Raw genomic sequence first — 17,360 nt, 5'->3', positions numbered from 1 at the left:
ACGCTTACTCGCCGGCGAGTTGCCGATTCGTCGTCGATCAATCGCCGGCCAGCGCCAGCCCGCCCATGGCCGGGTCGCTGATCGAATCCTTGCCCGTTTCCACGCGGCCGGCAAAGCGCCGCACGTAACCGGGCAGTTCCGTCACGCGCACGCTGAAGTCGTACCAGTTTCCGCAGTCGCACAGCGGCCAGGCCTGCTCCGACAGCGCGCCGGCCGCCACCGTCACGTTCCACGCCGGTGCATCGAGGTAGGCGTTCGCCTTGAGCACGAAGGTGGCCGCCACGTTGCCGTTGTTGCGCAACTTGGCCGACACGCTGCCGTTGGCAATGTCGTAGCACACCTGGATTTCCGGCTGCGGCCCCTGGCGCGACGCCGTGCCGCTGAAGTGGCGGTGAAAGCCATTCGGCCCCAGCACCCACAGGTCGTACATGCCGTGCTGGTCGCCCAGCGCCCACACCCCGTTCAAGTCCTTGTTCGCTTCGACCGTGTAACGCCGCGGCGGCTGGGTCAGGCGGTTCTGGTCGTACACGTGGAACACTGCCGCCGCCGCGCCCGTATTGGAAAACAGCAGCTCGACCTCGACCTTGTCGGGATGAACGCGCGCACTCACGTGCAGCTCGTACGGCAAGGCGCGCGATGGCCGGGTGCCCGTCGCCTGGGTCGGCAGTTCCGGCAGCACCGGCAAGTCCGGCGTCTTGGTGCCGGGCAGCGCGCGGGCGCGGGCGGCCAGTGCCTTGGTGTCCGGCAAGGCGCTGGCGAAGGCCGCCCCATCCGGGTCCTTGAAGTTGAATGCACTCGTCAGGTCGCCGCACACAGCCCGGCGCCACGGGGTGATGGACGGTTCCATCACGCCGAAACGCGCTTCGATGAACCGGATGACCGAGGTGTGGTCAAACACCTGTGAGTTGACCCAGCCGCCCTTGCTCCACGGCGAAATCACATACATCGGCACGCGCGGGCCCAAGCCGTACGGGCGGTGCATGAGCGCGGGCGCTTCCATCGTTTCGGTAGTGACGAACTCGTGATATTCGCCCACGGTGCTGACGGTCGATGCGCCGGCCAGCACAGCTTGCTTCGCATCGCTGTTCCATTGCACGTACGATGGCGCGGCCGGTGGCGGCACGTGGTCGAAAAAGCCATCGTTTTCGTCGAACATCAGGAACAGCACGGTTTTGCTCCAGACCTCGGTGTTCGAGGTCAGCGCGTCCAGCACGGCCGCCGTGTACTCGGCGCCCTGCGCCGGGCTCGATGGCCCGGGATGCTCCGAGCCTTCGGCGGTAGCGACGATGAACGATACTTGCGGCAGCCGGTTAGCCTGCACGTCCAGTTTGAGCTGGTCGAGGTCGCGCGTGCTCATGCCCCGTTCGCGCAGTTGCGGATCGGCCCCGGGCACATTGGCGAACGCATCGCGAAAGCGCTTGAAGCCGGCCAGCGGGTTGTCGGTGAAGTTGTCGGCCATGTTCTGGTACACCTGCCAGCGGATACCGGCCGCCTGCAGCCGTTCCGGGTAGGTGAGCCAGGCGTAGCCGCCGGTCGGATCGTGCTCGACGCTGTCGTAGCTGTTGCCGATCACGGGGCCGTTGCCCTGCTTGAGCGGGTCGTTGGCGCCGGTCCAGGCGAACACCCGGTTCGGGTTGGTGCCGCCCTGGAACGCGCTGTGATAGGCGTCGCACACCGTAAACGCGTTGGCCAGCGCGAACTGGAAAGGAATGTCGGCTTCCTTGTAATAGCCCATCGAATGGTTTTGCTTGTGCGTCGGCCAGTTGGCGAGGATGCCGTGGTTCCACGCGTACTGCGCGTTCGGCCAGCTGTGCGGCGTGCCGGCCACCCGCATCGTATCGAAGCTTTGCTGGGTATTCAGATGGAAGGGCGCGACCACGCGCGGCGCCGCCGCCACGCTGTCGTTGAGCTGGTACCAGACCCGGTGCTTGCCCATCGCGTTCGAGGCCGGCAGCGGGATCGGGAAGCGGTCGCCGAAACCGCGCACCCCTTTCAGGGTGCCGAAGTAATGGTCGAAGGAACGGTTTTCCTGCATCAGGATGACGATATGCTCGACATCCCTGATGGTGCCGGTGCGGTTGTTGGCCGCCACCGCGAGGGCCCTGCTGATCGCGGGCGGAAACATGGAGAGCGCCGCGGCGCTGCCGCCGATACTGGCGGCCTTGCGCAAAAACGCGCGTCTGCTGTTGGGTGTCATCGTCATGGTCGGTCAAGCCTGTCGGGTGGTGCGGGGGGACGCCGCGCTCATGGGGCGCAGCGCATGCTGGCGGACTTGGCGCTGCAGGCGCGCGAGGGGTCGGCGGCGCCAAGCGCGGGCACCGGTTGCTGCGCCACCGGCACGGACGGGGACGGGTCGTCGTTGCCGCAGGCGGCAAGGCTGGCGCCCATCAGCGCGGCAAACAGGACGCGCGCAGCCAGCGGCATCGAACGGGATCTTGGCGTGAAGTACAACATGAGCATGTCTTTCCTGGAAAATCATCTGGGTCACAATCTATCGGGCGAGCAAGAAAGATAATATTGCCGTAATGTTACGCCAGAGTGACCTCCGGATGACCTTGCAATTACACATTATTTCCAGATAACCATTCTGCCAGCATGCGGCTTGTTGCTTTTCGGGCAGGCCAGGCCGGTTTTGTCCGGCCTGCGGCAGTCAGTGTTTGACTCGGCAGTTTCCATAACGTAACCTTTCCTGTAAGAATTCACACTCCTGTCGGCGGCGACCATTGCGCTTCCAGGTCGAGCCCGTCATCCGGTGCCGCGCTTCCCGGCGCAGGTCCGGTCGGCGGCCCTGTAGCGATAGCGGGCAAGCAAGCGCAGTCTGTCGCCCACCGGCCTCGGTGGCGTTCCAAAAAGCACTGATCAACATCAACAAAGCGCGGCGCGTGTGCTATCTTTCAATAGACAGACGGGCTCGCAGACTGCACGCAAAGGAAGTCGCCATGAGTATTCCCTTTCTCGAATCGATGAGCATCGCCAAGAAGCTCGCCACCCTGATCCTCAGCAGCGTGGTCGGCATCGTGGTGCTGACCGCCCTGTTCCTGGTGTCCGAAAAGCGCCTCATCCTGGAGGAGCGCGAGAACAATGTGCGCCAGGCCGTCGAAACCGCGCACGGCATCATCGCCTACTATCACGGCCTGTCCGACAAGGGCGGCATGACCAAGGCCGAGGCGCAGAAGCACGCGCTGGCCGCCATCAAGGTGCTGCGCTACAGCAAGACCGAATACTTCTGGGTGCAAGACCAGACGCCGGTGGTATTGATGCATCCGATTAAGCCAGCGCTCGACAATACCAATGTCAGCGCCACCAAGGACCCGACCGGCAAGCACCTCTTCGTCGCGTTCGTCGACACGGTCAAGGCCAGCGGCGCCGGCTTCGTGTTCTACATGTGGCCCAAGCCGGGCAGCGAACATCCGGTGCAGAAAGTGTCGTACGTCCAGGGTTTCGCGCCGTGGGGCTGGATCGTCGGCTCGGGCGTCTACATCGATACGGTCGACGCCACCATCCGCGCGCGCCTGATTTCCTTCTCGCTGGGCGCGCTGGCGCTGGCCGGGGTGCTGATGGGTATCGGACTGGTGATCGGGCGCGGCCTGCTGCGCCAGCTCGGCGGCGAGCCCGACTATGCGGCCGGCATCGCGCGCAGCATTGCCGAAGGCGACCTGAGCATCAACATCGACCTCAAGCACAATGACACCACCAGCCTGCTGCACGGCATCCGCACCATGCGCGACGACCTGGCCAAGATCGTGATGCAGGTGCGCATGGGCACCGATACCATCGCCACCGCATCGAGCCAGATCGCGTCCGGCAACCTCGACCTGTCCTCGCGCACCGAGCAGCAAGCCAGTTCGCTGGAAGAAACAGCGGCGTCGATGGAAGAGCTGACCGGCACCGTCAAGCAAAACTCGGACAACGCGCGCCAGGCCAACCAGCTGGCCGCCACCGCATCCGACGTGGCCATGCAGGGCGGCGCCGTCGTGGCCCAGGTGGTCGACACCATGGCCTCGATCAACGACTCGTCCAAGAAGATCGTCGACATCATCAGCGTCATCGACGGCATCGCCTTCCAGACCAATATCCTGGCGCTGAACGCGGCGGTGGAAGCGGCGCGCGCCGGCGAACAGGGACGCGGCTTCGCCGTGGTCGCTTCGGAAGTGCGCAACCTGGCCCAGCGCAGCGCCGCGGCCGCCAAGGAAATCAAGGCCCTGATCGGCGACTCGGTCGAGAAGGTATCGGTCGGCAACAAGCTGGTGGCCGACGCCGGCGGCACCATGGACAATGTGGTGGCCAGCGTGCGCCGCGTGACCGACATCATGGCCGAGATTTCGGCCGCCAGCCATGAGCAGAGCGCCGGCATCGCCCAGGTCAACCAGGCCATCGCCCAGATGGATGCGGCGACCCAGCAGAACGCCGCGCTGGTCGAGGAAGCCGCCGCCGCGGCCGAGAGCATGCAGGACCAGGCCGCGCGCCTGTCGCAGGTGGTGGGCGTGTTCCGCCTGGACGGCATGGAGGGCCGGCGCGGCGCCCTGGCGGGACGCGCGCCGAGGCGGGAACGGCTGGCGTAAGCGGCCGCGCACACCTTGTAAACACAGCGCGCCCGCGCTGTGAATTGCCTGACGACATGGGGACAAAACGCCTTTTAAACGGCGCACCCGTCCCCATGTGGGTAAGACTGCGCTGCACAATCAGAGGCCGCGCCAGCCCCCTTACCGTCCCAAGGCACTGATGATGATTCCCTTTTCCGTACTCGACCTGTCCCCGATCACCCAAGGCAGCAGCGCGCGCGTGTCGTTCCAGAACACGCTCGACCTGGCGCAGCATGCCGAACGCTGGGGCTTCAACCGCTACTGGCTGGCCGAGCACCACGGCATGCCGGGCATCGCCAGCGCCGCCACCGCCGTGCTGCTGGGCTATGTCGCCGGCGGCACCTCAAGCATCCGGGTCGGCGCCGGCGGCGTGATGCTGCCGAACCACGCGCCGCTGGTCATCGCCGAGCAGTTCGGCACGCTCGAATCGCTCTATCCCGGCCGCATCGACCTGGGCCTGGGGCGCGCTCCCGGCTCGGACCAGGCCACCGCGCGCGCCATGCGCCGCAACCTGCAATCGGACGCCGACGAATTTCCGCAAGATGTAGTCGAGCTGATGGATTACTTTTCCGATGCCTCGCGCCGCCCGGTCATGGCCGTGCCCGGCGCGGGCCTGAAGGTGCCGCTCTGGATCCTCGGTTCGAGCCTGTTCGGGGCCCAGCTGGCCGCCCAGCTGGGCTTGCCGTATGCCTTCGCCTCGCATTTCGCGCCAGCCCAGATGATGCAGGCCGTGGACTTGTACCGCGCCCGTTTCCGTCCGTCGGCCCAGCTCGACAAACCGTATGTGATGCTCGGCTTTAACGTGTTCGCCGCCGATACCGACGACCAGGCCGCGCTGCTGGCCACCTCGATGCAGCAAGCGTTCGTGAACCTGCGCAGCGGCCGTCCGGGACGCCTGCAGCCGCCCGTGTCCGGCTACCTCGACGCCCTCGGTCCGCAGGAACGCGCCATGCTCGACCAGGTGCTGTCGTGCTCGGCCATCGGATCGCCGCAAACGGTCGCGCGCCAGTTGCAGCAGTTCATCGAGCGCACCGGCGCCGACGAGCTGATGATCACCTCGCAAGTATTCGATCACCAGGCGCGCCTGCATTCCTACGACATCGTCGGCCAGGTGCATGCCGCCGGCGCGCACGCGATGGCCTGAAATCGCCTATATTCTCAACCGCTTTCCAATCAACGCCTCATACAGGAGCATGTACTTATGAACAGCAAAACCTCGCCCGCCCCCATGGTCGACCTCGGCATTGCCGACGATGACCGCAAACAGATCGTCGAAGGCCTGTCGCGCCTGCTCGCCGACAGCTACACGCTGTACCTGAAAACCCACCAGTACCACTGGAACGTCACCGGTCCCATGTTCCAGACCCTGCACACCATGTTCATGACCCTGTACAACGAGCAGTGGCTGGCGGTCGACCTGATCGCCGAGCGCATCCGCGCGCTGGGTGAACTGGCGCCCGGTTCCTACCAGCAGTTCGCGTCGCTGACCTCGATCACGCCGACCAGCGGCACGCCCAACGCCAAGGAAATGATCCGCGACCTGATGGAAGGCCAGGCCACCGTGGTGCGCACCGCGCGCGCCCTGTTCACCGTGGCCGAGAACGCCAACGACCAGCCTACCTGCGACCTGCTGACCCAGCGCATGCAGACGCACGAAAAGTACGCCTGGATGCTGCGCAGCCTGCTCGAAGACTAATTCGCCGGCGCCGGCCGCGCCTCTTGTGCCCGGCCGGCGCCCGCCTGCGACCAAACGTCGCATCAAGCTCACACTTCTCCGCCCGTCGCCCCCGATGCTGCATCGCAGCATGCTAGTATTGTAAATTAATCACTTTTCCCGGGCCGGCAGATGAAACGTGTGATTTTCAACCAGAAGGGTGGCGTCGGAAAGTCGACGATCGCGGTCAACCTGGCGGCCATCGCGGCCCATCAGGGCAAGAAAACCCTGCTGATCGACATCGATCCGCAGTGCAACGCCAGCCGCTACCTGCTCGGCGCGGCCATGAGCGAGGTGGCGCCGACCATGGGCGCCTACTTCGAGCAGATGCTCAACTTCATCGTCTTTCCCAAGCCGGCCAGCGAGTTCGTGCACCCTACGCCATTCGAGAATCTGTCGATCATGGTGTCGCACCCGGAACTGGGCGACCTGCAGGCCAAGCTCGAATCGCGCCACAAGATCTACAAGCTGCGCGACACCCTGAGCGAACTGGCGAAAGACTTCGACGAGATTTTCGTCGACACCCCGCCCGCCTACAACTTCTTTACCCAGTCAGCGCTGATTGCGGCGGACCGCTGCCTGATTCCTTTCGACTGCGACGATTTTTCGCGCCAGGCGCTGTACACTCTGGTGGCCAACGTGGCCGAGATCAAGGCCGACCACAATCCCGCGCTGGAGATCGAAGGCATCGTCGTCAACCAGTTCCAGGCCCGCGCCCGGCTGCCGCAGCGCCTGGTGGACGAACTGGGCGCGGAAGGCTTGCCGGTGCTCGGCAACAAGCTGTCGAGTTCGATCCGCATCCGCGAATCGCACGACCGCAACCTGCCCATGATCCATCTCGACCCGCGCCACAAGCTGAGCCAGGAAATGCTGGCGCTGTATCACGAACTGCAAGCCGCATAAGGCCTGCTTGACGACGCCGTAACGGCATCTGTGCCACACTGCCAGGATTGTTTCTTTCCCAACCCTGGAGTCCGCATGAATGTATTAATGGTATTGACCTCGCACGACCAGCTGGGCGACACCGGTCACAAAACCGGCTTCTGGCTCGAGGAATTCGCGGCACCGTATTACGTGCTCAAAGCCAAAGGCGCCAACGTGGTGCTGGCCTCGCCGGCCGGCGGCCAGCCGCCGCTCGACCCCAAGAGCGACGCACCCGATGCGCAGACCGACGCCACGCGCCGCTTCAAGCAAGACCCGGCCGCACAGGCAGCCCTGGCCGCCACGCACAAGCTGGCGGACATGAAGGCCGCCGAGTTCGACGCCGTGTTCTATCCGGGCGGCCACGGCCCCCTGTGGGACCTGGCCGAAGACAAGCATTCGATCAGCCTGATCGAAACCATGATCGCCGCCGGCAAGCCGGTAGCCGCTGTCTGCCACGCACCGGGCGTGCTGCGCCATGTCAAGGGTCCGGACGGCAAGCCGCTGGTTGCCGGCAAGCGCGTCACCGGCTTCACCAACACCGAGGAAGAAGCGGTGGGCCTGACCAAGGTGGTGCCGTTCCTGGTCGAAGACATGCTCAAGGAACACGGCGGCATGTACTCCAAAGGGCCGGACTGGGCGTCGTACGTGCTCACCGATGGCTTGCTGATCACGGGCCAGAATCCGGCGTCGTCGGAAGCGGGCGCCGAGGCTCTGCTCAAACTGCTATAAAGTCATCGCCCCTCCGCGCGGCGCGAACCGGTTTCACGCCACGCGGTCCGGCATGACCGACAACACAGGAGAGCACCATGGACGAACAGGACCCGAAGCGCCGCGACATGCAACCCCCTATTCCCACCCATCCGCCCGACCCGGCTGCCGCCGGCGACGCCGATAAAGTCGCCGGCCCGGCCGGCGCTGTGCGCTCGGGGCCGGCGGCACCCGGCGGCACTGGCCTGGGCTCCGGTCCGGCGATCGACAATGCCGGCGGCGCTGGCCTGGGCACAGCCCCTGGCGCGACGTCCGGCGCGCACACGCCGGCCGGCCAGCGTGACCAGGATACCCGCGCCGACGACCTGCAGGACCGTCGCGACAAAGGCTGAGGTACCGAGCCGGAGACATCACCCGGGCGGCAATCCGCCGCCCTTCACCGCAACTCACCGCAACTACAGCGTCGGGCCGCGCACAGGCGGGGCCTGCCGTTCCAGCTGGTCCTGGCAAGCGATGCAGGTCTGCGCGGTCGGGTTGGCCAGCAGCCGGGCTAGCGCGATGTCGTCGCCGCACACGCCGCACACATTCGCCACACCCTCTTCCACACGGACCATCGCGGCATCGATCTCGCGCAGCCGGGCCTGTTCGTGTTCCAGCAGTGCCAGTTCGGTATCGCCAATCTCGCTGGCCTGCGCCATATCGTCAGGCTGGCCCAGATGGGCAAGATGCGACGCCATTCCCGGCTCTTCCCCGCCGGACATGCGCACGCGTACCTGCGCGGTCAGCGCGGCGCGCGCCTGGTCGAGGCGCTGGCGTAGTTCCTTCTTTTGTTCGTCGGCAAGCGGCCTCATTCCCTGATCCCTTATCTGGCAGCGACGCAATGCAGGCAGTGTGGCCGACGGTTCGCACGCATGTTTGATCGAGCGCAAACGCGCGCAGCCGGACCGCGCGCCGACGCCATGCGCGCGAACCTCGCCCGTGGCGCAAGGTCAAACTCGCATTACTTAAATGGGAGAGCAACATGATGATGTATCGATCCATGTTTCCTGGCGATGTATTCGCCGAGATGGACCGCCTTCAGCGGGAAATCCAGCAAGCCTTCGACCTGGGGCCCAGCATTCGCGGCCTGGGCCGTGGCGGTTTCCCTGCGCTGAACGTCGGCAGCACGCCGCACAGCGTCGAAATGTACGCCTTCGTGCCGGGGCTCGACCCGTCATCGATCGAAGTACAGCTCGAACACGGAGTGCTGACCATCGCCGGCGAGCGGGCCGACGATTTGTCGAGTGCGCAGCAACAAGCGACGGTACAGATCAACGAGCGCTTCGCGGGCCGTTTCAAGCGTGTTGTCAGCCTGCCTGACGACATCGACCCCGAATCGGTATCGGCGCACTATCGCGACGGCGTCCTGCACGTCACCGTGGCACGGCGCGAGGCAACCCAGCCACGCCGCATTTCAGTTCATTGACCAGGAGAGCGCACCATGACGACCAACGAGAAAGAACACAGCGGCGCGGCAGGTACTGCCGGCCAGGCAGGCCATCCGCCAGCCACGGGTGATCCGGCCGACGCGGCGATCGCCGGCAGTGCGGGCAACATCGGCGATGTCGGCGCTGGCGGCGCTGGCGGTAGCGGGAGCCCGGGCCAAGCTGCTGAAGGCGGCACCAGCGGGGCGGGCAGCGAGGCAGGTGGCGACATGACCGCATCCGCAGGCAGCAGCGGAACCGGTGGTTCCGCCGCCGCTGACAGCGCCCAGGGCAGTGCTTCCCTGGGCGGCGATGCGGACGGCGGCCCAGGAAGTGCTGACATGCGCTCCAGCGCCGGCGGCGGCCAAGGCAGTGCGGCAGCGGACGCTCGCACCGGCGCGATGACCCAAGCCTCCTCCACCGACCAGGCCGGCGGCGCCTCCGTCGCCCGCACCGGTATTCTGATACCGCCAGTGGACGTGATCGAAGACGCCAACGGCATCACCCTGCTGGCCGACCTGCCCGGCGTCTCCAGGGACAAGCTCGATCTGCGCCTCGAGACGAACAGCCTCACCATCAACGGCGCGGTATCGCTCGATGTTCCGCAAGGGATGGAATCGCGCTACGCCGAGGTCAAGCACCAGCAATACCAGCGCACCTTCGCCCTGTCCAGGGAACTCGATGGCGAGCAGGCGAGCGCGGAACTGACGCACGGGGTACTCAAAATCCGCATTCCCAAAACGGCGCACGCCCAGCCGCGCAGGGTGCAGATCAACGTCTCGTAACGTACGCAGGCGACAGCACCGGCGCTACGAAGCCTGCGGTGTGCGCTGGCCCTTCGTCGCGCCGGTGCCACGGGCGGGAGCCGCGTGGAAAATAAAGTGCATGAGGACTCGTGGGAGGACGACTCGGATCAGATCAGAACAGCGCCTGCCCGTCCCGTTCCGTTCCGTGTGCGAAAAATAACGAACAAACTTGTTTGTTGCGCGCTTGCATCGTCATTCACAAGGAATTTCACATGCCGCAATTTGATTCTCTTGAGCATGATATATTTCACTGCAGATCGACGCCCGGCACAGGCCAGCCCCCATCTGTCGGCGCTCAAATACAACCGCAAGACCGGCGACGTGTCCGCGGACGAAGAATAAGCCTTGCTTTTCTCGAGCCGCGCCAGCGGCACCGTTGCGCGCCACTGCCACTGCCGCGGGCGCGGCCAGCCGGCCGCTGTGACGGCCTTGCCCTACGGGTGGCCGACCACCGACGCGCTGGCCATCAGCTCGTCGATCAGCGCCAGCGAATTTTTTCCCGACATGGCATGCGGGTTCAGTCCCGGCAAGTCGGAAAAACGCAGCAAGGTCGACGGATTGATGCGCGCCAGGTTCGCCTTGCCCATGGTCCAGCCGGCATACCGGCGCTCGTTGATTTCCTCATAGTGCAGCAGCACCACATCGGTGTGGCGCGTATCGCGCACGATTTTCGCGTACAGCGCGTTGATCGCTTCGCGCCCGCCTTCGAGCACTTGCATGTAGACGTGCTCGCTGTGGCACAGGATGCCCGTGATGCCCTGGGCGGGATTGTGCGCGTGCGACTGGCACATGATGTCGTGGATCGTATCGGGCTGCGGCGCTGCAATCGCGCGGCTGGCGTACAGGAGGCGGACGAGCATGGTGTGATTCTCCGAAAGATCAGCGTTTAATCAGGGACAAAAACTCGCGCCGCAGCGCCGGATCTTTCAAAAACGACCCGTGCATGACGCTGTTGATCATTTTCGCATCCATATCCTTCACGCCGCGCCACTGCATGCAAAAATGGTCCGCTTCCATGACCACGGCCAAACCGTCCGGCTGCATCTTTTCCTGCAACAGGTCGGCCAGCTGCACCACCGCTTCTTCCTGGATTTGCGGACGGCTCATGATCCAGTTGGCAATGCGCGCGTACTTCGACAAGCCGATCAGCGCCGAATGCTCGTTCGGCATCACGCCGATCCAGACCTTGCCGATCACCGGGCACAGATGGTGCGAACAGGCGCTGCGCACCGTGATCGGGCCGATGATCATCAGTTCGTTCAAGTGCGATGCGTTGGGAAATTCGGTGACCGGCGGCATCGGCACATAACGGCCGCCGAAAACCTCGTTGATGAACATCTTGGCCACGCGGCGCCCGGTATCCTGGGTATTGTGGTCGCTCACGGTATCGATCACCAGGCTTTCGAGCACGCCTTGCAGCTTGGCGCTGACTTCGTCGAGCAGCTCGTCGAGTTCGCCCGGCTCGATGAAACGCGCGATATTGTCGTTGGCGTGGAAGCGCGTCTTGCTGGCGACCAGGCGCTCGCGGATGCGCTCCGACACCGTCACGGTGCTCGGTTGGTATTCGGTAGTCAATCCGTTCGACATGCTCAGTTCCTGTGAAAGATGATAAAAATGGCGGTCCGGCTCAGGCCAGGCCATCCGGCAGCGGCAAGCCTTCGGCCCGCGCCAGCCGTTCCAGTGCGTTTTCCAGCAGGGTGCGCGCCTGCGCCGCCGCCTGGCCCAACTCCTGGTGCAAGGCGGCGTCGCCCGGATTGCGCGATCCGCACTGCACGCTGTAGCGCTCGAAACTGCCGATCATCATCAGGATATCGGCAAGATGGCGCGGGCACTCGCACATCACGCTATTGCTGGCCGCCGCCAGGGCCGCGAGGGCCTGGTCGTCCAGCCGGCGCGGCGCCACCGTGCCGGCGGGACGCGGCGCCGGCGCACGGGCCGGTGCGGCCACCTGCGCGCGCCGCGCCGGAAACGCCACCTGGCACAGCAATGCCACCTCGGCCATGTCGGATGGCGCGCGCGCCACCAGGCAGCCGAGGGCGCGCAGATGGCGGATCGTGGCGCTGGCGCAAAAACGGTACAGCACCACCACCGCCGGGGTGCCGCACGCCAGGCGCGCGGCGGCCACCTGCGGCAGGGCCGAATCGTCCAGTTCGGATAATTCGATCAGCAGCACATCGGCATCCACCCCGCGCAAGGCCGTGGCCGCCTCGTCGAGGCGGGCGCAGGACTGGCGCACGTCGAGCGCGAGCCGCTCGCGTCCGCCGGCCGTCAGCTGGCGCGCCAGCCCGGCGCCCACCACCGCCACCCTGATCGGGCCGCTGGCGCCGGTGTCGGGTGCCAACGGCTCGGCCAGATGCTGGAGCTGGTCGAGCGGCAAGCGGGCCATGGCGCCGATGGGATGACCCTGGTCGACCAGCTGCTTGATCAGACTCAGGCGCCGCACCTGGGCGCTCGAATACAAACGCTGTCCGCGCGCCGAGCGTTGCGGTTCGGACACGCCATAACGGCGCTCCCACACCCGCAAGGTTTCGACGGGCAAGCCCGCCAGACGCGCGGCCACGCCGCTGCGGTAGGCGCCAGTATCGTCGGAGCGCACCGTATCGTGGTCGGCAGAAAGTTCATTCATGGCGTCATCCTTCGTATTGAACCGCTTATGAACCGTGAAAAATCCATTATACCGCTTCAAATCATGGACAGTTGGAAGTGCTCCAAAAAGCCCGGTCGCCAAGAAAAAGTGGTGGCAGCGGCATCATCTGACGTATATTTGTTCTGTTGCACGCCAGAACAATCCAACTATGAGGACCAACCGATGAAAAACATGTTGATGACCTGCGCCCTGCTGGCGTTCACCAGTGCCGCCTTCGCCGCGCCCGAGGCTGCGGCGCCGGCGGCCAAGTCGGCCCAGCGGAACAAGATGGTAACCTGCAACGCCGACGCCAGCGGCAAGAAAGGCGACGAACGCAAAGCCTTCATGAAAGAGTGCCTGAGCGCCAAACCAGCGGCCCCGAGCGCCACGCCCCAGCAAAACAAGATGAAGACCTGCAACGCCGACGCCACCGGTAAAAAAGGCGACGAGCGCAAAGCCTTCATGAAATCCTGCCTCAGCGCCCCGAAATAACGCCACCCCACCCGGTGCCCGGCACCGGGCGGCGCGATGGGCGGCACGCCGCCGGCGCCGCCGGCGCAAAATAATTTGGCACAAGACCGCACTTTCTTGCAGCACGACTGTCTTACACGACTGGCGGACGCGGGACGAACTCCGCCTCCTCTGCTGCAAGGAGCCCGTGTGACAATGCTAGCCGCCTTACCCGACTCCATCCCCGAGGTCACGATCGATGCTTTGCTTGAGCATATCGTCCTGATCGACCAGCGCGGCACGATTCTGTCGACCAACAAGGCGTGGCGCGAATTTGCCGCCGCCAACGGCGGCGACCCGTCCCGGGTGTGCGAGGGCATTAACTACCTCGACGTGTGCGACCGAGCGGCCTCGTCCGGCTGCAGCGACGGCACCCAGGTCGGCATCCTGGTACGCGACGTCCTGTCCGGGCGGCGCCGCAGCGCCACCTTCGACTATCCCTGCGACGCGCCCGACCAGCAGCGCTGGTTCTCGCTCAAGATTACCGCGCTCGACCATGCCGGCACGCCGGCCGTGGTGCTGGTGCATGGCAACATCACCGAGCTCAAAAACTGCGAGCGCCAGATCCAGTTCCAGGCCAGCCTGCTGGCCTCGGTCGAGCAAGCCGTCATCGCCACCGATGTGGGCGGCACCATCCTGTACTGGAACCCCTTTGCCGAAAAACTCTACGGCTGGTCGGCCGCCGAAGCGCTGGGACGCAACATCATCGAGCTGGTCCCGGCCAACAACTCTACCGAACGGGCCGCCCAGATCATGGCGCGGCTGCAGGCCGGCTGCAGCTGGTCGGGCGAATTCCTGGTACGCCACCGCAACGGCAGGACCTTCCCCATGCACGTAACCGATTCGCCGATCCGCGACGAGCAGGGCCGCCTGATCGGCGTGATCGGCATTTCCACCGACATCAGCGAATGGAAAAAGACCGAGCGCGCCCTGAACCTGTCGGCCATGGTGTACGAGGCGATCGGCGAAGCGATCATGATCACCGAGCCCAACGGCCGCATCGTCGCCGTCAATCCCGCTTTTATCCGCCTGAGCGGCTACACCGAACAGGAATTGATCGGCCAGCCGGCCGCCATGCTGCTGGCCGGCGTGCTGGGCCAGGCCCACAATTGCGAACTGCTGCGGCGCCTGGAAAAGGCGGGCCATGCGCAGGGCAAGGTGTGGGCGCGCCACAAGAACGGCGACGAGTGCGCCGAATGGCTGCGCGTCGATACCATTTACGACGAGCGCGGCCAGGTCAAGTTCCGCGTGAATATGTTTTCCGGCATCACCGACCAGAAACTGGCGGAAGACACCATCTGGCGCCAAGCCAATTTCGACTTCCTCACCGGCTTGCCCAACCGCAGCATGTTCCATGACCGACTCGAACACGAGCTGCGCAAATCGCGCCGCTCCGGCCTGCCGCTGGCGCTGATGTTCATCGATATCGACCACTTCAAGGAAGTCAACGATACCCTCGGCCACGATACCGGCGACAAGCTGCTGCGCGAAGTGGCCGCGCGCCTGTCGGCCTGCATCCGCCAGGCCGACACCGTGGCGCGCCTGGGTGGCGACGAATTCACCGTCATCCTCGGCGAGCTCGACGATCTCGACAGCGTCGAGCGGATCGCCCACGCGATGCTGGCCGCGCTGGCCGAACCGTTCGCCATCAAGGCCGAAACGCTGTACCTGTCCGGCAGCATCGGCATCACCCTGTTCCCGCACGACGCCACCGACGTCGACACCCTGCTCAAGAACGCCGACCAGGCCATGTATGCCGCCAAGAACCGCGGACGCAACCAGTTCGGCTATTTCATGCAATCGATGCAGCGCGCCGCGCAGAAAAAGATGCGCACCCTCAACGACCTGCGCGTCGCGCTCGCGCTCGACCAGCTGCGCGTGCTGTACCAGCCCATCGTCGAGCTGGCCAGCGGGCGCATCCGCAAGGCCGAAGCCCTGCTGCGCTGGGAGCATCCGCAGCGCGGCCCGGTCAGCCCGGCCGAATTCATCCCGCTGGCCGAGGAATCGGGCTTGATCATCAGCATCGGCGACTGGGTGTTCCAGCAAGCGTTCCACCAGGCCATGCGCTGGCGCGGCAGCATCGACCCCGACTTCCAGATCAGCGTGAACATGTCGCCGGCCCAGTTCCGGCGCCACTCGCCCGGTGCCGGCCACGCCTGCCATCCGCCGCACGTGCGCGCCCATCCGGTGCTGGGGCGCTACGTCGGCACCGAAATCGTGGTCGAAATCACCGAAGGCATGCTCATGGAATCGACCCACAACATTCGCGAACAGCTGCTCTCGTTTCGCGAAAGCGGCATCCAGATGTCGATCGACGACTTCGGCACCGGCTATTCCTCGCTGTCCTACCTGAAGAAATTCCACATCGATTACCTCAAGATCGACCAGTCCTTCGTCCTCAAGATGGTGGCCGGCTCGGACGACCTGGCCTTGTGCGAAGCCATCGTCGTCATGGGCCACAAGCTCGGCATCAAGGTCATTGCCGAAGGCGTCGAAACGCAGGAACAACGCGACCTGCTGACCGCCGCCGGCTGCGATTTCGGCCAGGGCTATCTGTTTTCGCGGCCGCTGACCGCGCCCCAGTTCGATCTTTTGCTGCGCGGCCACAATTACTGCGCCTGAACGTTGCACCAAAACGGATGCGCCGCCGTGGTGCGCGCGCACCGGCGCCAGTCGCCGGAAGCGCGCATTTCCCCATCAAATCAAGCGCTTGCGTTACCGCACCAAAATGGAACGATTATTGCTTTCTTTAAGGGCAGCAGCACTTTCATGCACCTTTATCGGGAATCGTCCAATGAACGGAACCAACCACGCCGCCGACGCACTTTTCATCTTGCTCGGCGCCATCATGATCCTGGCGATGCACGCCGGCTTTGCCTTCCTGGAACTGGGGACGGTCAGGAAAAAGAACCAGGTCAACGCCCTGGTCAAGATCCTGGCCGACTTCGCCGTCTCCACGATTGCCTATTTCTTCATCGGCTACGGCATTTCCTACGGCGTCGACTTCTTCGCCAGCGCCGACGTGCTCGCAGCGCGCAACGGCTACGAGCTGGTCAAATTCTTCTTTCTGCTGACCTTCGCCGCCGCCATTCCCGCCATCATTTCGGGCGGCATCGCCGAACGCGCCAAGTTTTATCCCCAGCTGATCGCCACCGCCTTGCTGGTCGGCTTCATCTACCCCCTGTTCGAAGGCATAGCCTGGAACCAGCGCTTCGGCATCCAGGCCTGGCTCAAGATGGCCTTCGGCGCCGAGTTCCACGACTTCGCCGGTTCGGTCGTGGTGCACGCCGTGGGCGGCTGGATCGCCCTGCCCGCCGTGCTGCTGCTCGGTGCCCGGCGCGGACGTTACGGACGCAACGGCGCCATTTCCGCCCACCCGCCTTCCTCGATTCCCTTCCTGGCGCTCGGCGCCTGGATTCTGGCGGTGGGCTGGTTCGGCTTTAACGTCATGAGCGCGCAAACGCTCGACAAGATGAACGGTCTGGTCGCCGTCAACTCGCTCATGGCCATGGTCGGCGGCACCCTGGCCGCGCTGGTGCTCGGCAAAAACGATCCCGGCTTCACCTACAACGGCCCGCTGGCCGGACTGGTGGCTGTCTGCGCCGGCTCGGACCTGATGCATCCGCTCGGCGCGCTGGCCACCGGCGCCATCGCCGGGGCGATTTTCGTGGCCATGTTCACCCTCACCCAGAACCGCTGGAAGATCGACGACGTGCTCGGCGTGTGGCCGCTGCACGGCCTGTGCGGCACCTGGGGCGGCATCGCCGCCGGCATCTTCGGGCTCACGAGCCTGGGCGGCATCGGCGGCGTGTCATTCGCGTCGCAACTGGTGGGCACCGTGCTGGGCGTGGCCATCGCGCTGGCCGGCGGCTACCTGGTGTATGGCGTGCTGAAAAAAGCCATGGGCTTGCGCCTCGACCCCGAGCAGGAATTCCAGGGCGCCGATTTGTCGATCCACCACATCTCATCGACCCCGGAGCGCGAATCGAGCTGGTAGCGCGCACGTGGGGGAGAGCCTTGCAACAT

Annotated in this window: 17 protein-coding genes; 11 read left to right on the top strand and 6 right to left on the bottom strand. The window is 65.0% G+C overall.

Annotated features, from left to right (window positions below; translation table 11 throughout):
• Nucleotides 1-37 precede the first annotated feature (37 nt).
• Together CR152_RS05875 and CR152_RS05870 are read right to left on the bottom strand one after the other, a co-directional pair.
• The gene (locus CR152_RS05875; RefSeq protein WP_099882042.1) at nucleotides 38-2,197 is read right to left on the bottom strand and encodes a phosphocholine-specific phospholipase C; all 2,160 of its coding nucleotides are present in this window, start codon (nucleotides 2,195-2,197) and stop codon (nucleotides 38-40) included.
• 47 nt (nucleotides 2,198-2,244) lie between these two features.
• Nucleotides 2,245-2,460: a hypothetical protein gene (locus tag CR152_RS05870; RefSeq protein ID WP_099874084.1), complete on the bottom strand. Its 216-nt coding sequence runs from the start codon at nucleotides 2,458-2,460 to the stop codon at nucleotides 2,245-2,247.
• A 479-nt stretch (nucleotides 2,461-2,939) separates the two neighbouring features.
• Here CR152_RS05870 and CR152_RS05865 point away from each other — a divergent pair, with 479 nt between their 5' ends.
• The 6 genes from CR152_RS05865 to CR152_RS05840 all read left to right on the top strand — a co-directional run bounded on the left by CR152_RS05865 (nucleotide 2,940) and on the right by CR152_RS05840 (nucleotide 8,321).
• Complete coding sequence (locus CR152_RS05865; protein WP_229413293.1) at nucleotides 2,940-4,562, top strand: methyl-accepting chemotaxis protein; 1,623 nt, start codon at nucleotides 2,940-2,942, stop codon at nucleotides 4,560-4,562.
• Nucleotides 4,563-4,725: 163 nt separating this feature from the next.
• Nucleotides 4,726-5,727 carry an LLM class flavin-dependent oxidoreductase gene (locus tag CR152_RS05860; protein WP_099874083.1) on the top strand — a complete coding sequence of 334 codons (1,002 nt, stop codon included), beginning with the start codon at nucleotides 4,726-4,728 and terminating at the stop codon, nucleotides 5,725-5,727.
• Nucleotides 5,728-5,784: 57 nt separating this feature from the next.
• Nucleotides 5,785-6,279, top strand: a complete 495-nt coding sequence (locus CR152_RS05855) for a Dps family protein (RefSeq protein ID WP_099874082.1) — start codon at nucleotides 5,785-5,787, stop codon at nucleotides 6,277-6,279.
• 150 nt (nucleotides 6,280-6,429) lie between these two features.
• A complete protein-coding gene (locus CR152_RS05850) occupies nucleotides 6,430-7,200 on the top strand; it encodes a ParA family protein (protein WP_099874081.1) in 771 nt (256 codons plus the stop codon).
• A gap of 75 nt (nucleotides 7,201-7,275) precedes the next feature.
• The gene (locus CR152_RS05845) at nucleotides 7,276-7,950 is read left to right on the top strand and encodes a type 1 glutamine amidotransferase domain-containing protein (RefSeq protein ID WP_099874080.1); all 675 of its coding nucleotides are present in this window, start codon (nucleotides 7,276-7,278) and stop codon (nucleotides 7,948-7,950) included.
• A 77-nt stretch (nucleotides 7,951-8,027) separates the two neighbouring features.
• Nucleotides 8,028-8,321 carry a hypothetical protein gene (locus CR152_RS05840; RefSeq protein WP_099874079.1) on the top strand — a complete coding sequence of 98 codons (294 nt, stop codon included), beginning with the start codon at nucleotides 8,028-8,030 and terminating at the stop codon, nucleotides 8,319-8,321.
• A 63-nt stretch (nucleotides 8,322-8,384) separates the two neighbouring features.
• Here the strand turns inward: CR152_RS05840 and CR152_RS05835 are convergent, their stop codons facing one another.
• Nucleotides 8,385-8,780, bottom strand: a complete 396-nt coding sequence (locus CR152_RS05835) for a TraR/DksA family transcriptional regulator (RefSeq protein ID WP_099874078.1) — start codon at nucleotides 8,778-8,780, stop codon at nucleotides 8,385-8,387.
• 176 nt (nucleotides 8,781-8,956) lie between these two features.
• Here CR152_RS05835 and CR152_RS05830 point away from each other — a divergent pair, with 176 nt between their 5' ends.
• Both CR152_RS05830 and CR152_RS34025 read left to right on the top strand, forming a co-directional pair.
• The gene (locus CR152_RS05830) at nucleotides 8,957-9,394 is read left to right on the top strand and encodes an Hsp20/alpha crystallin family protein (protein WP_099874077.1); all 438 of its coding nucleotides are present in this window, start codon (nucleotides 8,957-8,959) and stop codon (nucleotides 9,392-9,394) included.
• A 15-nt stretch (nucleotides 9,395-9,409) separates the two neighbouring features.
• Complete coding sequence (locus CR152_RS34025; RefSeq protein WP_229413292.1) at nucleotides 9,410-10,177, top strand: Hsp20/alpha crystallin family protein; 768 nt, start codon at nucleotides 9,410-9,412, stop codon at nucleotides 10,175-10,177.
• Between the two features lie 455 nt (nucleotides 10,178-10,632).
• Here CR152_RS34025 and CR152_RS05820 read toward each other — a convergent pair whose 3' ends face one another.
• The 3 genes from CR152_RS05820 to CR152_RS05810 are packed head-to-tail and all read right to left on the bottom strand — an operon-like array spanning nucleotide 10,633 to nucleotide 12,824.
• Nucleotides 10,633-11,058 carry a BLUF domain-containing protein gene (locus CR152_RS05820; RefSeq protein ID WP_099874076.1) on the bottom strand — a complete coding sequence of 142 codons (426 nt, stop codon included), beginning with the start codon at nucleotides 11,056-11,058 and terminating at the stop codon, nucleotides 10,633-10,635.
• Between the two features lie 19 nt (nucleotides 11,059-11,077).
• The gene (gene folE / locus CR152_RS05815; RefSeq protein WP_054266098.1) at nucleotides 11,078-11,785 is read right to left on the bottom strand and encodes a GTP cyclohydrolase I; all 708 of its coding nucleotides are present in this window, start codon (nucleotides 11,783-11,785) and stop codon (nucleotides 11,078-11,080) included.
• Between the two features lie 40 nt (nucleotides 11,786-11,825).
• Entirely contained in the window at nucleotides 11,826-12,824 is a 999-nt protein-coding gene (locus CR152_RS05810; protein ID WP_099874075.1) for a MerR family transcriptional regulator, read from the bottom strand.
• A 183-nt stretch (nucleotides 12,825-13,007) separates the two neighbouring features.
• On the opposite strand from CR152_RS05810, the gene CR152_RS05805 reads away from it, so the two are divergent.
• From CR152_RS05805 to CR152_RS05795, 3 genes are all read left to right on the top strand, one after another.
• On the top strand, nucleotides 13,008-13,316 hold the full coding sequence (locus CR152_RS05805) for a PsiF family protein (RefSeq protein WP_099874074.1): 309 nt from the start codon (nucleotides 13,008-13,010) through the stop codon (nucleotides 13,314-13,316).
• Nucleotides 13,317-13,490: 174 nt separating this feature from the next.
• Nucleotides 13,491-15,956, top strand: coding sequence for an EAL domain-containing protein (locus CR152_RS05800; RefSeq protein WP_157778340.1), 2,466 nt, complete (start codon nucleotides 13,491-13,493; stop codon nucleotides 15,954-15,956).
• A gap of 172 nt (nucleotides 15,957-16,128) precedes the next feature.
• Nucleotides 16,129-17,331: an ammonium transporter gene (locus CR152_RS05795; RefSeq protein ID WP_099874072.1), complete on the top strand. Its 1,203-nt coding sequence runs from the start codon at nucleotides 16,129-16,131 to the stop codon at nucleotides 17,329-17,331.
• Nucleotides 17,332-17,360: the final 29 nt, after the last annotated feature.

This window comes from Massilia violaceinigra (genome assembly GCF_002752675.1).
GTDB classification, from domain to species: Bacteria; Pseudomonadota; Gammaproteobacteria; order Burkholderiales; family Burkholderiaceae_D; genus Telluria_A; species Telluria_A violaceinigra.
Note: the sequence above shows the minus strand (reverse complement) of the source record. Positions and strands in the feature narration are given on the sequence as shown.